The sequence below is a fragment of the Rhizobium leguminosarum genome (assembly GCF_004123835.1).
In the GTDB taxonomy this organism is placed as follows: Bacteria; Pseudomonadota; Alphaproteobacteria; order Rhizobiales; family Rhizobiaceae; genus Rhizobium; species Rhizobium leguminosarum_M.
The window spans coordinates 32,061-45,786 of sequence record NZ_MZMU01000011.1; the positions used below are offsets into that span (position 1 = coordinate 32,061).

Genomic DNA, 13,726 nt, shown 5'->3' on the forward strand with positions numbered 1-13,726 from the left:
AGAACCGGCTCCTCCCCTTTTCTGCCTCCACTCCCCAGCGAGGCATACCCAACGCACCGAGTTTAGAGGGGTGGACAGGGATTTCCAAGGGGCCGCCGAAACTTGACACCCGGCAGGCGCAGATGTCCTATTGCTGCACCGCAAGGAGGCCCCGCCCATGAGCGACGACCAGACGCCCGCCGATAGCAAACTCACCACATCCAAGCGCCGCTGGGCGGCAGAGGGCAAGTTCCTGACCGGCCGTATCAGCCGTCCCGAAGCCGAGCGCCTGCCGCCCGGCCAGCACCTTGTCAAGAACTGGCCGGTACTCGACCTCGGCCAGCAGCCTGTCATCTCGACCGATACGTGGCGGCTCGAGGTGCGCGGCCTCGTCGAAACGACGCGCACCCTCACCTGGGCCGACTTCCAGGCGATCGAACAGAGCACGGGGGTGAGCGATATCCACTGCGTCACCACCTGGTCGCGCTACGACAACAAATGGAAGGGCGTTTCGACGCGCGATCTGCTTGACCTCGCAATGCCGAAGCCGGAAGCAGCTTACGTCATGCTGACGAGCTATGACGGCTATACCACGAACCTGCCGCTCGCCGATTTCGCCGCCGAGGATGCGATCCTCGCCACCGCCTGGGAAGGCCTGCCGCTGACGCCGGAGCACGGCGGCCCGATGCGCCTCGTCGTGCCGCATCTCTATTTCTGGAAAAGCGCCAAATGGCTGCGCCGCATCGAGCTGATGCCTGCCGACCAGGCCGGCTTCTGGGAAAAGAACGGCTACCACATCTATGGCGATCCGTGGCGCGAGCAGCGCTATTCCGACGATTGAGCTTTCGGCCACGAGAAACGGCGAAGCCCAAACACGCCAAGGCCGAACAAGGAGGCTAGCCCCGTCAGCGACGCCATGCTGGCGGCATGGAATGGGATCCCGCTCCAGCGCGGCTTGACGATATCGGCGGTGTTGAAGGCCTCGCCGCTGAACCGGCAGGTGATGAGCGCAAGACCGCGCCGCACCATGTCGGTGTCGACCGCGGAAATGATTTCACCCGCCGCAGCGGCCTCCCGCGGCATCTCGCGCATCGAAAGCAAGACCGCCTTGGTCGCGGCGAGATAGGCATGGGCGCATTCGTTGAACGGGCTTTCCTCATCGGTCACACTGCCCGGCATCCGGCCCCATAGGCAGTAGGAATACTGGATTTCGGCATAGTTCAGAACGCGCCGGAACGGCTCGTTCGTATCGACGGCGCGGGATGCAAGATCGATGATCCGACCGCGATAGTCAGATATGACAGCCATCTCGCCATGGGAGATTTGCGGGATATTCAGCCCGGCATGGCTGCCGCCGCCGCTGCGGCTATGGGCAAAAGCGCTTCCAGCGGCGAGGAAGAGCAAGCTTGCACTGAGGCCAAGAAAGGTAAGCAGTCGATAGAGATAGCGTGCCATCCCTCCAGCTTCCCTCATTCCGGTCCTCCGTTTCCTGATGGATGAGAGAGGAATACGGCGTCGCCACATATCCCTTCTCCCCAGCGGGGGTCCGAAGGACGGGTCGAGACCCGCGGCTCGACCCCGGTCGGTGCCGGCAGGCAGATGAGGGGGTGAGCGGCAAAGCCGCGAATGCACTGAGCGCAAGCGAAGGGCAACATATAGGGCGTGCCGTGTGGGCCCCTCATCCGACCCTTCGGGCCACCTTCCCCCGCTGGGGAGAAGGGGTAGCAAGCGGCAGCCTCGGTACGCCCGATCACCGAAACGCCGGCCGCAGCCCGACCTTAACGGCAAGCCGCTTTTCCGCCAGCGCCCCGAAGGCGAGGCCGAGCGTTGCCCAGAGGATCGCATGCATGCCGAGCGAGGTCGTGCGGAAGCCCCAGAGCACCATCGCCGAAAAGTTCTCCGGCACCTCGTTGATCGGCGGCAGCAGATAGAGCACGAGGCCGATGAAGACGAGATAGGCGACGCCGGCGATGGTCGCGCCGTTCCAGGGACCGAAGCGCTCGGAGAGACGACGTGACAGCGCCACCGCGGCAATGAGTGCGGCAAGCGAAACGACGATCATCAGGAAGAACAGTTCGGTTCTGACGCCTATCGTGTCGGGATTGCCGACCGCCGGCGGAGTGGCGGGATATTTGATGCTGGGAACAAGCACGACCGCCACGAAGGCGGCAATGGCGATGACGGCCGAGGTGCCGCGCGCCGAAAGGCGGCTGAAGCGACCATGCACGAAGGCGAAGGCGAGCGCGAAGAGCCCGCCGACGGCGACGCTGTAGGCCATGACGCCGGTGAAAAGGCCAAGACCGGCCTGCGTGGCGCGGCTGACGATTTCAGGGTCGGCAGCTTCGCCGGCCGCCTGGGCGCTCGCCTCCTCAAAGGCGATCGCCGCATCGACCAGCGGCTCGCCGAAGGTATGGGCGAAAGCGAAAACGAGGATGCCCGCAATCAGGCCCGCGAGCATGCCGCGAAGCAGAAGGTTTCCAACCATGTCAGGAACTCCTTAAAGCATGTCGCGCAAAAGTGTGCAGCGGTTTTGCGATAACGACATGCGTAAAAACAAAACCTAAAGCGCGATGAGCGAATCTGAAAGATCGCGACGCGCTTTAGTGGCAGGGAAAGCCGAGGAGATGGCGGCCGTCATGCACGAATTCGTGCACATACATGCCGTTGAACAGCGCCATCGCGCCTTCCTCGGTGCCGACGAAATAGAGGACGATGAGCATCAGCAGGCCGCCGAAGATCGCCCAGGGCAGGATCTCTCCTACAGGGATCGGCGCCGGTACAGCAACGGGCGCGAAAGTGGTGTCAGACATGTATTCCTCCGGGAATGACGCGTTCAGTCGAAAGAGTGCTTGTGCAGTAGGGTCTGACTTCCAGCGCGAAGAGCTTTCGACACGCTGGTCACAGTGGCGCGACCGCGCCGGACTTACACCGGCTTCCAAACCCGCAACAGCACGGTTATATCTGCACGCCGAAGAGACTGTCAACGAAACTTCACAAGCCGGCGAAGGACGCTGTCGCCGCATTCCGGGAGACAAGAACGACCGTGAACACGCGCCTCACCTGGATCTGCCATGGCGCGACGGCAGCAAGTCGCAAGGCCCTGTTCCCGCTCGACGAACCGCTGGAGGACAAGGCAGTGGAGGAGGCCGGCAGGATGATCGCCCCGCCCCGCGCCGACCGTATTGCCACGAGCCCCGCCTTGCGCGCCCGTCAGACTGCTGACGCGCTCCGCCTCGAAGCCCGGATAGATCAGGCGCTTTGCGACTGCGACCATGGCCGCTGGGCCGGCAGGTCGATCGCGGCGATCGGAACCGAAGAGCCGGAGAACTTCATGGGCTGGATGAGCGATCCGGAAGCGGTCCCGCATGGCGGCGAGAGTCTTATTGATCTGCGCAAGCGCATCGCCGGCTGGATGGATGGCCAGACCGTCCTCGGCGGCCACGTCATTGCAATCAGCCATGCGGCCGTCATCCGGGCAGCGATCGTGCATGTGCTGCAGGCGCCGCTTTCCTCCTTCTGGTTGAGCGACGTCGAGCCGCTTTCCGTCATCCGCATGACCAGCAACGGACAGCGCTGGTCTCTGCGCTTCCAGCATTAGAGACTGCTGATCTTATCCAGCTTTGCACAAGCAAATCGCGTCATCTCTGTTGAACCCGGCTTTGCGGGGACTACTTCCTTGTCCCAAGGAGATGGAAGAATGACATATGATTGGAGTGGCGAGCGCACGCGACGCCTGCGTTTCATGCGTGTCGCCACAGTCACGGTTCTGGTCGGTCTCATCGTCAGCGTTCCGCTGCTGATCGTCACCGCCTGAAGCACGAGAAAGGGCGAGCGATGCAATTGCACGCTCGCCTTCGTTTTTTTCCCGCATCGACGCCGTGGTTCCCTCCAAGCCCTGTCGGGTCTCTCTGCGGCACAGCAACAGGCTGCCGCCTCCGATAATTCGCCTTCTGGTTTCAACAAACATTTCAGACTTTCATGATATTTCCGTGAAGGTGGAGATGGAGAAGGCATAATGCCGGTGTTTTTCCAAAGCAGGGCCGGAAGGCAATGTGTGTCGATTGTTGGATTTGGGGTAACCCTCTGGCTCCTCGGCACGCTGCTGCAGCTCGACGACAGCCTGGTCGCCTTCATGACCGGTTTCGGCGAGTACGGCGCCGACAAGCTCGTTCTGGCGCTCGGCATCGCCGGCGCCATGAGCTTCATCTATTCGGTGCTGCGCATCGCCGACCTGCGTAAGGAAATGGAACTGCGCGCCGCCGCCCAGGCCAAAGCCGATTGGACCGCAACCCACGACCATCTCACCAAGCTGCCGAACCGATACGCCTTCGAGCGCAAGATCCTCTCACGGCCGATCAAGGACGACGAGGCCGAGATCGAGGAGTGGGACCGCAACGTCACCATCTTCTCCGTCGACCTCGACGGCTTCAAGAAGGTCAACGATCTGGTCGGCCACAAAGGCGGCGACGTCCTGTTGATCGAGGTTGCCAGACGCATCTGCGCGCTCGGCAATGCCGATTGCGTCTATCGCTTCGGCGGCGACGAATTCATCATCGTCGCCTTCGCCCTGACGGCGCAACGCGAGGAGCGTTTTGCCAAGCTGCTGATCCAGGCCGTCACCCGGCCGATCCATATCGATGGCTTTGCCGTCGAAGTCGGCGCCAGCGTCGGCTATGACCGCTGGGCGGAGGGAGCCGAGCCGCTGGAAGATGCCGCCCACCGTGCCGACCTCGCCATGTACGAGGCGAAATCACGCGGGCCTAACCACTACCTCGTCTTCGAACCTTCGATGCAGGACAAGGTAACGGAACGCGCCGCGCTGGAAACCAGGCTGCGCGCCGCAATCTCCAACAAGGCGATCAAGCCCTTCTATCAGCCGCTGATCGACCTGAAGACCGGCCAGCTCTGCGGCTTCGAGGCCTTAGCGCGTTGGATCGGCGACGACGGCGTCAACATTCCGCCGCCGGTCTTCATCGATATCGCCGAGGAAACCGGCATGATCACCGCATTGTTCGAGGACCTTCTCACCCAGGCCTGCAGCGACGCCCTCACCTGGCCAGAGCATGTGATGTTGTCCTTCAACGTCTCGCCGGTGCAGATGGAAGACAAATTGTTGACGTCGCGCATTCTCAAGGTTCTTTCGGCAAGCCGGCTGCCGCCGCAGCGTCTGGAAGTGGAGATCACCGAAAACGCGCTGATCCAGGATCCCGCCATCGCCGCGCTTATTCTCGACGAGCTGCACGCCGCCGGCATCCAGATCGCGCTCGACGATTTCGGCACGGGCTATTCGAGCCTCGCCCAGCTCGCCCGCTATCGTTTCGACAAGATCAAGATCGACAAAAGCTTCATCGCCACCTATCGCGACGACGAGCGCCAGGAGAAGATCGTCCGCGCCATGCTCGGCCTCGGCAGGAGCCTCAACATCAAGACGACGGCCGAAGGCATCGAGGAGCACGGCCAGCTCGCCTTCCTGCTGCAGCTCGGCTGCGATATCGGCCAGGGCTATCTTTTCGGCAAGGCGATGCCCGCCGCCGAGGCGGGCATCTTCATCAATGATCGTAATACCCGTCTGGCTTCGACGGGCTGACCAAATGATCTAAAAAACCTGACGCAGGATCACGAAGAGCACGAACGCGATCGCAATCGAGGCCGGCAGCGTCAGCACCCAGGCCATCAGCATGTTGCGCACGGTCGACCATTGCAGGCCGGAGCCGTTCGCCGCCATGGTGCCGGCAACGCCTGATGACAGCACATGCGTGGTCGAGACCGGCAGGCCGAGATGGTCGGCCGAAGCGATGGTGACCATCGCCACGACTTCGGCTGCCTCGCCCTGACCATAGGTCAGATGCGTCTTGCCGATCTTTTCGCCGACGGTGACGACGATGCGCTTCCAGCCCACCATCGTGCCGAGGCCGAGCGCGATCGCGACCGCCACCTTCACCCAGAGCGGGATGAACTTCGTCGCGTTGTCGACCGCCTTGTGGTAGTTCGTCACCGCGCTGAGGTCGCCGGCATCCATCGGCAGCAGCTTCTGCTTGTCAATCAGCTTCAGCGCCTCGCCGATCAGGTAGATGTCGTTGCGGACGTTGCCGACGAGATTGGTCGGCACAGCCTCGAGCGTCGGGAAACCGGCGACTTCAGCACTGGTCTGGTGGATATATTGCTGCAGAGCCAGCGTCGTCGCATCCGTCCAGGTCTTGTTCTTGACGGCGTTGCTGACCTCGACCTTGTAGTCGGTAACCGTCACGCCAGGCTTTACATATTTGCCGAGCGCGGTTTCCACCTGGGCCGATGCCGACTTATAGGCTTCGAGATAGTTGACATCGGGCGTGCGGTTCAGCGCGAAAGCCGTCGGCACCAGGCCGATCAGGATAAGCATGATGAGGCCCATGCCCTTCTGGCCGTCGTTGGAGCCGTGGGCGAAGCTGACGCCGGTGCAGGTGAAGATCAGGATGGAGCGGATCCAGAGCGGCGGCGGCTGGTTGCCCTTCGGCTCTGCATAGAGCGCCTTGTTGCGCACCAGAAGCTTCATGACCAGCAGGAGAACAGCGGACAGGCCGAAGCCGATCAGCGGAGAGATCAAAAGCGACAGGCCGATATTGGTCGCCTGCGACCAGTCGACGCCGCTGGTCGCAGTGCCTGCCGGCGCCAGGAACTGATTGGCGAGGCCGACGCCGATGATCGAGCCGACCAGCGTGTGCGAACTCGACGACGGCAGGCCGAGATACCAGGTGCCGAGGTTCCAGACGATCGCGGCAATCAGCAGCGCGAAAACCATGGCAAGGCCGGAGCCGGAACCGACCTGCAGGATCAGTTCCACCGGCAGCAGCGCCAGAATACCGAAGGCGACGGCGCCGCTCGAGGTCAGCACGCCGAGGAAGTTGAAGAAGCCGGACCAGATGACGGCGAATTCCGCCGGCATGGAACGGGTGTAGATCACGGTGGCGACGGCATTTGCCGTATCATGAAAACCGTTGACGAACTCGAAGCCGAGCGCGATGAGCAGCGCAAGACCTAGGAGAATCCAGGGAACGGCAACTGCAGTTGTCAGGTCGCGGGCGAGTGCATAGGCGACATATCCAAGGCCGCAAACCAGAACGAGCGCGAACAGCGGCAAGAACCACTTGTTGGCCGAATTCGAACTGTGGAGCGGGTGGGAAGCGTCGCTATGAACCTGGCTGGGGGCAATATCGGCCATGGCATAGTTCCTTATTCCGTTTTGCAAATTTGCCTTTTGTTAATAATTCCGCCGCGTGAAGCTCTCATGACGCCCCATCCGGCCCGCCCCGTAAGGCACTGACATCGGGCAATATTCACTGTCACATGCCTCCATCCCGGCACGTTCATGAGCGATGCCGCGGCACAATCCATAGGCCGGGCAGCGACAAAAATGCGGGAATGGCGATGAGATACCTTTCCGTCCAAGGCCCCGGCACTAAGTTCGGCCATCGTCACCTCCACACGGAGTCTGAGAGGACATGTCATCGACCGACCTCCTGCTGACCTTCAACGCCGGCTCCTCCACGATCAAGATCGGCATCTTCGCGATAGACGGCTCCAAGGCGCGGCACATCGGCAAGGGCGTCATCGATTTTCGCGCCGAACCGCTCTCGCTCGGCCTGACAAAAGGACAGCAGATAGTCGAGATGCCGTTGAAGGCCGAGGTGACGGAAGACCTGCACGGCGTCATCGATGAGACCTTCGCGCGTCTCGCCGATCACTTCGACATGACCGCGACGCGTGCTGCCGGCCACCGTGTCGTCCATGGCGGCAACCGCTTCACCAGAGCGATCGCCCTCGACGCCGCCGCAATCGATGCCGTCGATGCGCTGACCTCGCTTGCGCCCCTGCACCAGCCGCAGGCGCTGCGTTTCATCCGCGCCCTCCGGCATCTGAAACCGCATCTTGCCCAGACGGCCTCCTTCGACACGGCTTTTCACGCCACGCAGGACGATCTCGTTCGCCGCTTCGCCATTCCCCGCGCGCTGCATGACGAGGGCATCAAGCGCTACGGTTTCCACGGCCTCTCCTATAAATTCATCGCCGGAGAGCTTCGCCGCAAGGCGCCGCGCGCGGCAAAGGTGGTCGTCGCCCATCTCGGCAGCGGCGCCAGCCTCTGTGCGCTGGATGACGGCGTCAGCCGCGATTGCAGCATGGGCTTTTCGACGCTCGACGGCATCCCGATGGCGACGCGCCCGGGCTGGCTCGATCCCGGCATCGTCCTGCATCTGGCCGGTCAGAGGAAACAATCCTTCGAAGAGATCGAGGACCTGCTCTATCACCGCTCAGGCCTGCTCGGCGTCTCCGGCATCAGCGCCGATACGCGCGACCTGCTGAAGGACGGACGGCCGGAGGCGCGCCAGGCGATCGACCTCTTCACGCTGCGCATTGCCGGCGAAATCGGCCGCATGGCGGCGACGCTTGGGGGCCTTGACGCCATCGTCTTCACCGCCGGCATCGGCGAGCATCAGCCGGAGATCCGCGCTAGCGTCGCCAAGCGGCTGTCCTGGCTTGGCTTTGCAATCGACGAAAAGGCCAATGCTGCCAATGATTTCACGATTAGCACGCCGGAAAGCGGCATCGCCGCCCATGTCATCGCCACCGATGAGGAGCAGATCATCGCCGAGGAGGCGCTGTCCGTTCTTGGCAGTGGCTGATCCAGATCAACAGCTTGCCGGCATCAGCCGGTAGAATTGACGTTGAAGACGTTTTCGAACGGGAGAAACCCATGGAAAAGCATGTCTCGACCGCCGCCCTTAACGATGCCGAACTCACCCTGATCGACCGCTATTGGCGCGCCGCCAATTATCTCTCCATCGGCCAGATCTATCTGCTGGCCAATCCGCTGCTGCGCGAGCCGCTGAATCCAGAGCACATCAAGCCCCGCCTGCTCGGCCATTGGGGCACGACACCCGGCCTCAACTTCATCTATGCGCATCTGAACCGTCTCATCCGCGCTCGCGACCTCGATATCATCTACATGTGCGGCCCCGGCCATGGCGGGCCGGGCATGGTCGCCAACACCTATCTCGAAGGCATCTACAGCGAGATCTATCCCGATATCTCCGAGGATGCCGAAGGCATGCGCAAGCTCTTTCGGCAATTCTCCTTCCCCGGCGGCATTCCGAGCCATGCGGCACCCGAAACGCCCGGCTCGATCCACGAGGGCGGCGAACTCGGCTACGCCCTCGTCCATGCCTATGGCGCCGCCTTCGACAATCCCGATCTGATCGTTGCCTGCGTCGTCGGCGACGGGGAAGCCGAAACCGGGCCACTGGCTGCGAGCTGGCATTCCAACAAGTTTCTGAACCCCGCCCGCGATGGTGCCGTGCTGCCGATCCTGCATCTGAACGGCTACAAGATCGCCAATCCGACCATTCTTGGCCGCGCCAGTCACGAGGATTTGCAGAGCCTCTTTGAAGGCTACGGCTATGAGCCCTTCTTCGTCGAGGGTCACGAGCCGCGCGACATGCACCAGCAGATGGCCACAACTTTCGACAGGGTCTTCGACCGCATCCACGAAATCCAGGAGGAAGCCCGCAAGGGCAAGGCACCCGATATCTGCCCGCGCTGGCCGATGATCGTGCTGCGCAGCCCGAAGGGCTGGACGGGACCGAAGGAAGTCGACGGCAAGAAGGTCGAAGGCTTCTGGCGCTCCCACCAGGTCCCGGTCTCCAACTGCCGCGAGAATGAAGGGCATCGCAAGATCCTCGAGGACTGGATGCGTGGCTATGATCCGGAGGACCTCTTTGGCAACGACGGCCGGCTGAAACCCGAACTGCGGGCGCTAGCCCCCGTCGGCGAGCGCCGCATGGGCGCCAATCCGCATGCCAATGGCGGCTTGCTGCGCAAGGAACTCGATGTTCCCGATTTCCGCGACTATGCGGTCGATATCGGCAAGCGCGGCAGCGCCATGGTGCAATCGACGGAAATCCTCGGCCATTATCTGCGCGACACGATGAAGCGCAACGCCGATGCCGCCAACTTCCGTATCTTCGGCCCCGACGAGACCGAATCGAACCGCCTCGGCAGCGTCTTCGAAGTCACCGACCGTGTCTGGATGGAGCGTATCGAACCCTACGACGTCCACTTGTCCCGAGATGGACGTGTCATGGAGGTGCTGAGCGAACATCTCTGCCAGGGCTGGCTGGAAGGCTATTTGCTGACCGGCCGCCACGGCCTCTTCTCCTGCTACGAGGCCTTCATCCACATCATCGATTCCATGTTCAACCAGCACGCCAAGTGGCTGAAGGTGACGCGGGAACTCGCGTGGAGAAAGCCGATCTCGTCGCTGAATTACCTGCTGACCTCGCATGTCTGGCGTCAGGACCACAACGGCTTCAGCCATCAGGATCCCGGCTTCGTCGACCTCATCGCCAACAAGAATGCCGATATCGTCCGCATCTACCTGCCGCCGGATGCCAACACCCTGCTTTGGGTCGGCGACCATTGCCTGCGCACCTATGACCGCATCAATGTCATCATCGCCGGCAAGCAGCCGGAGCCGCAATGGCTATCGATGGACGAGGCGGTGAAACATTGCGAGGCCGGCATCGGCATCTGGCACTGGGCGAGCAACGAGGACGACACGATCCTGCCCGATCTCGTCATGGCCTGCGCCGGCGACGTGCCGACCATGGAGACGCTCGCCGCCGTCGACCTGCTGCGCCGTGCCATTCCGGAACTGAAGATCCGCACCGTCAACGTCGTCGATCTCCTGGCACTGCAATCCAGGGATCAGCATCCGCACGGCCTGACCGACGAGGCATTCGATGCGATCTTCACCGCCGACAAGCCTGTCATTTTCGCCTATCACGGCTATCCCTATCTCATCCACCGCCTGACCTATAAACGCACCAACCACCGCAACATCCACGTCCGCGGCTTCATCGAGGAAGGCACGACGACGACCCCCTTCGACATGACCGTCCTCAACGAACTCGACCGCTTCCACCTCGCCATCGAAGCGATCGAGCGTGTGCCGGGCCTGAAGGAAAAGGCAGGAGAAGCGCTCGCCGCCTTCCGTGGCAAGCTTGCGGAACATCACGACTATGTCCGCGAATATGGTGAGGACATGCCGGAGGTGCGGAACTGGACATGGCCGATGGCGTGAAGCGAAAACCAAACCGAATCGCACGGAACTGGTCGGCGGAGATCATCCGGCGGAAGCGATCGTCAAGCAAAGTCTAAAGTTGGTGAAAACCCTCGGCGCACTGTTCCTGCAAGACCGCATCGTAGGCTATGTGTCTCGGGCAAGCTTCAAGGCCGTCGACCGAGGAAACGACATGAAAAGTTTCGCTGCCACGCTTACCGCCGCCCGGCTGGAAAAGGCGCTCGCCTTCTACATGACGCCCGAAGCCCAGCGCGATGGCTCAGGCGATGCCGTCAAGTCAGCTGAGCAACGAGACGCATACGAGACCCGCGCCGGCGAACGCGCCCGTAACACGGAAGACGGCGTCGAAGCCTGGTAAGTCGATCCCCACCGGGCGTCCTCGCGGATGCCTGCCCGCGAACGCGTAGCACCCGGAATGCCGGAATCCTATGCACGTTCGAGCCGGACTTTTTCCTTCATGCGCCAGACCCGCGGTGTTTCTCCCGTATATTTAAAAAAGAAGCGCGAGAAATAGCCGGGGTCGGCAAAGCCGAGCCGAAATCCGATCTCCTGAACGCTGCCCAGTGTAAAAACCAGCTGGCGTTTCGCCTCTTCGACGAGTTTGCCGGCGATCAATTCATGCGGCGTGTTGCCGGTCATCGACCGGACGATGCGGGTGAGATGCGTCGGGGAAAGCCCAAGCTCCCTGGCGTAGAAGGACGCGGGCTTGTGTGACCGAAAATGCTGCTGGATGAGCTCGCTCAGCATGTCCATACGCCGCTCGTTCTCGTTTGCCGGAAGCTCGTGCGCATTCCCATCATGGGAAATCCTCGCCGTCAGCCGCAGCGCCAAGGCGACATAGGCGGCCAACGCCTCGTTGCGGCCGCTGCGGCGGTTTTCGAATTCGTCGCCCAGCCGCCTCAACGTCTGCATGACATAGGCGGCCTCGGCATTATCGGGATCGAGCGGCGTCAGATGTGGCGCCGCCAGCCATTCGCCGAGCTGGCTTCGGTCGCCGGGCGGATGGCTGAGATGGGATCTCAACAGGGTGATCACCAAGCCATCGATATCGCGTGAAAAGCGAAAGCCGTGATTGAGCCCGGGCGGCACGGTGATGATGGCCGGCGGACGGATGGCATGGCTCTTTTCGCCGAAGATCGCATCGCCCGAACCGCCTTCGATGTGCAATATCTGAAAGAAACTCTCGTGACGGTGCGGGCGGATCTCCCATTGATGCAAACTGCTGCGAGAGCGAATTGTTTCGCAATGCACCCAAAAAACCGGTTCTCGCCCGGTCTTTTCGCCGTAGAGTTCATAGGTAGGAACGTGTCTGCTCATGGGGATCGTCCGGCACCAATGTTCGATTAGTGCAATTTTTTGGCCGGAATGTCCATTGCTGCAGCAGGGACGACACGGCAGAATCTGGCAAAACACAAAAATGCAGGGAGGCAGCAGTTGCGAACGCAGGTCGCCATCATCGGTTCTGGACCATCCGGCCTGCTGCTCGGCCAACTACTGACCGAAGCCGGCATCGACAATGTCATTCTCGATCGTGTGAACAAGGATTACATCCTCGGCCGGGTTCGCGCTGGCGTTCTGGAGGAAGGCACCGTCGGGCTGCTGGATCAGGCAAAAGCCGGGACGCGGCTGCACGCCGAAGGCCTGCCGCATGACGGTTTCTCATTGGCCTTCGACGGACGCGACCATCGCATTGACCTTCACGAACTGACCGGCGGCAGGCGTGTTACGGTTTATGGACAGACCGAGGTGACGCGCGATCTCATGGAGCGGCGCGAAGAAAGCGGCTCCCTGTCGATCTACGATGCCGTCGATGTCGCGCCGCATGACTTCGACGACCATTCTCCCTTCGTCACCTATGTGAAAGACGGTGTTGCCAAGCGCATCGATTGTGACTTCATCGCCGGCTGCGACGGGTTTCACGGCGCCAGCCGCAAGGCCGTCCCGGAACGGGCGATCAGGAGTTTCGAGAAGGTCTATCCCTTTGGCTGGTTGGGGGTCCTTGCCGACGTGGCGCCTGTCAGCCATGAGCTGATCTACGCCAACCATCCAAGGGGCTTTGCGCTCTGTTCAATGCGCTCGGCGACCCGCAGCCGCTACTACATCCAATGCGCACTCGACGAGAAGATTGAGGGCTGGAGCGACGACCGATTCTGGGACGAACTGAGACGGCGCCTGCCGGTGCATCACGCCCAGGCCTTGGCGACCGCGCCGTCTTTCGAGAAATCGATCGCTCCGCTGCGCTCTTTCGTCGCCGAGCCGATGCGTTTCGGCCGGCTTTTCCTGGTCGGCGACGCTGCCCATATCGTCCCGCCGACCGGCGCCAAGGGACTGAATCTTGCCGCCAGCGACGTCCATTACCTTTTCTCCGGGCTGATCGAGCATTACCGCGAAGGCTCGAATAGTGGGATAGACGCCTATTCGCAGAAGGCGCTCGCCCGCGTGTGGAAAGCCGTGCGGTTTTCCTGGTGGATGACGACGATGATGCATCGTTTTCCGGATACCGGTGATTTCGACCAGAAGATCCAGGAGGCGGAGCTCGATTATCTCACCCACTCCCGCGCCGCCTCGACGGCGCTTGCGGAGAACTATGTGGGACTGCCATTCTGATAGGGTTGTCTGAGGTGGGCCATTGAC

The 13,726-nt window shown here is 61.9% G+C and carries 12 protein-coding genes; 7 read left to right on the forward strand and 5 right to left on the reverse strand.

What is annotated here, in order from left to right; genetic code table 11:
* Positions 1–157: 157 nt before the first annotated feature.
* Positions 158–820: a sulfite oxidase-like oxidoreductase gene (locus B5P46_RS15880; protein WP_129419492.1), complete on the forward strand. Its 663-nt coding sequence runs from the start codon at positions 158–160 to the stop codon at positions 818–820.
* On the opposite strand, the gene B5P46_RS15885 is transcribed toward B5P46_RS15880, so the two are convergent.
* From B5P46_RS15885 to B5P46_RS15900, 3 genes are all read right to left on the reverse strand, one after another.
* Complete coding sequence (locus B5P46_RS15885; RefSeq protein ID WP_129419493.1) at positions 805–1,434, reverse strand: hypothetical protein; 630 nt, start codon at positions 1,432–1,434, stop codon at positions 805–807. The two genes, B5P46_RS15880 and B5P46_RS15885, sit on opposite strands and share 16 nt — an antisense overlap.
* Before the next feature lie 295 nt (positions 1,435–1,729).
* Complete coding sequence (locus tag B5P46_RS15890; protein WP_129419494.1) at positions 1,730–2,464, reverse strand: CbtA family protein; 735 nt, start codon at positions 2,462–2,464, stop codon at positions 1,730–1,732.
* A 115-nt stretch (positions 2,465–2,579) separates the two neighbouring features.
* The gene (locus B5P46_RS15900) at positions 2,580–2,789 is read right to left on the reverse strand and encodes a CbtB domain-containing protein (RefSeq protein ID WP_003542661.1); all 210 of its coding nucleotides are present in this window, start codon (positions 2,787–2,789) and stop codon (positions 2,580–2,582) included.
* Positions 2,790–3,022: 233 nt separating this feature from the next.
* Between B5P46_RS15900 and B5P46_RS15905 the strand changes: the two genes are divergently transcribed.
* Together B5P46_RS15905 and B5P46_RS15910 are read left to right on the forward strand one after the other, a co-directional pair.
* Positions 3,023–3,577: a histidine phosphatase family protein gene (locus B5P46_RS15905; RefSeq protein WP_129419495.1), complete on the forward strand. Its 555-nt coding sequence runs from the start codon at positions 3,023–3,025 to the stop codon at positions 3,575–3,577.
* A gap of 417 nt (positions 3,578–3,994) precedes the next feature.
* Complete coding sequence (locus B5P46_RS15910) at positions 3,995–5,566, forward strand: putative bifunctional diguanylate cyclase/phosphodiesterase (RefSeq protein ID WP_129419496.1); 1,572 nt, start codon at positions 3,995–3,997, stop codon at positions 5,564–5,566.
* Positions 5,567–5,575: 9 nt separating this feature from the next.
* On the opposite strand, the gene B5P46_RS15915 is transcribed toward B5P46_RS15910, so the two are convergent.
* Positions 5,576–7,177, reverse strand: a complete 1,602-nt coding sequence (locus tag B5P46_RS15915; RefSeq protein ID WP_129419497.1) for an inorganic phosphate transporter — start codon at positions 7,175–7,177, stop codon at positions 5,576–5,578.
* Positions 7,178–7,457: 280 nt separating this feature from the next.
* On the opposite strand from B5P46_RS15915, the gene B5P46_RS15920 reads away from it, so the two are divergent.
* The 3 genes from B5P46_RS15920 (at position 7,458) to B5P46_RS15930 (ending at position 11,450) form a co-directional block, all read left to right on the forward strand.
* On the forward strand, positions 7,458–8,636 hold the full coding sequence (locus tag B5P46_RS15920; protein ID WP_129419498.1) for an acetate/propionate family kinase: 1,179 nt from the start codon (positions 7,458–7,460) through the stop codon (positions 8,634–8,636).
* Between the two features lie 71 nt (positions 8,637–8,707).
* The gene (locus tag B5P46_RS15925) at positions 8,708–11,092 is read left to right on the forward strand and encodes a phosphoketolase family protein (RefSeq protein WP_129419499.1); all 2,385 of its coding nucleotides are present in this window, start codon (positions 8,708–8,710) and stop codon (positions 11,090–11,092) included.
* 79 nt (positions 11,093–11,171) lie between these two features.
* A complete protein-coding gene (locus B5P46_RS15930) occupies positions 11,172–11,450 on the forward strand; it encodes a hypothetical protein (protein ID WP_129419500.1) in 279 nt (92 codons plus the stop codon).
* Between the two features lie 68 nt (positions 11,451–11,518).
* On the opposite strand, the gene B5P46_RS15935 is transcribed toward B5P46_RS15930, so the two are convergent.
* Positions 11,519–12,409 carry a helix-turn-helix domain-containing protein gene (locus B5P46_RS15935; protein ID WP_129419501.1) on the reverse strand — a complete coding sequence of 297 codons (891 nt, stop codon included), beginning with the start codon at positions 12,407–12,409 and terminating at the stop codon, positions 11,519–11,521.
* A gap of 117 nt (positions 12,410–12,526) precedes the next feature.
* Here B5P46_RS15935 and pobA point away from each other — a divergent pair, with 117 nt between their 5' ends.
* Entirely contained in the window at positions 12,527–13,699 is a 1,173-nt protein-coding gene (pobA, locus tag B5P46_RS15940; protein ID WP_129419502.1) for a 4-hydroxybenzoate 3-monooxygenase, read from the forward strand.
* The last annotated feature ends 27 nt before the right edge of the window (positions 13,700–13,726 follow it).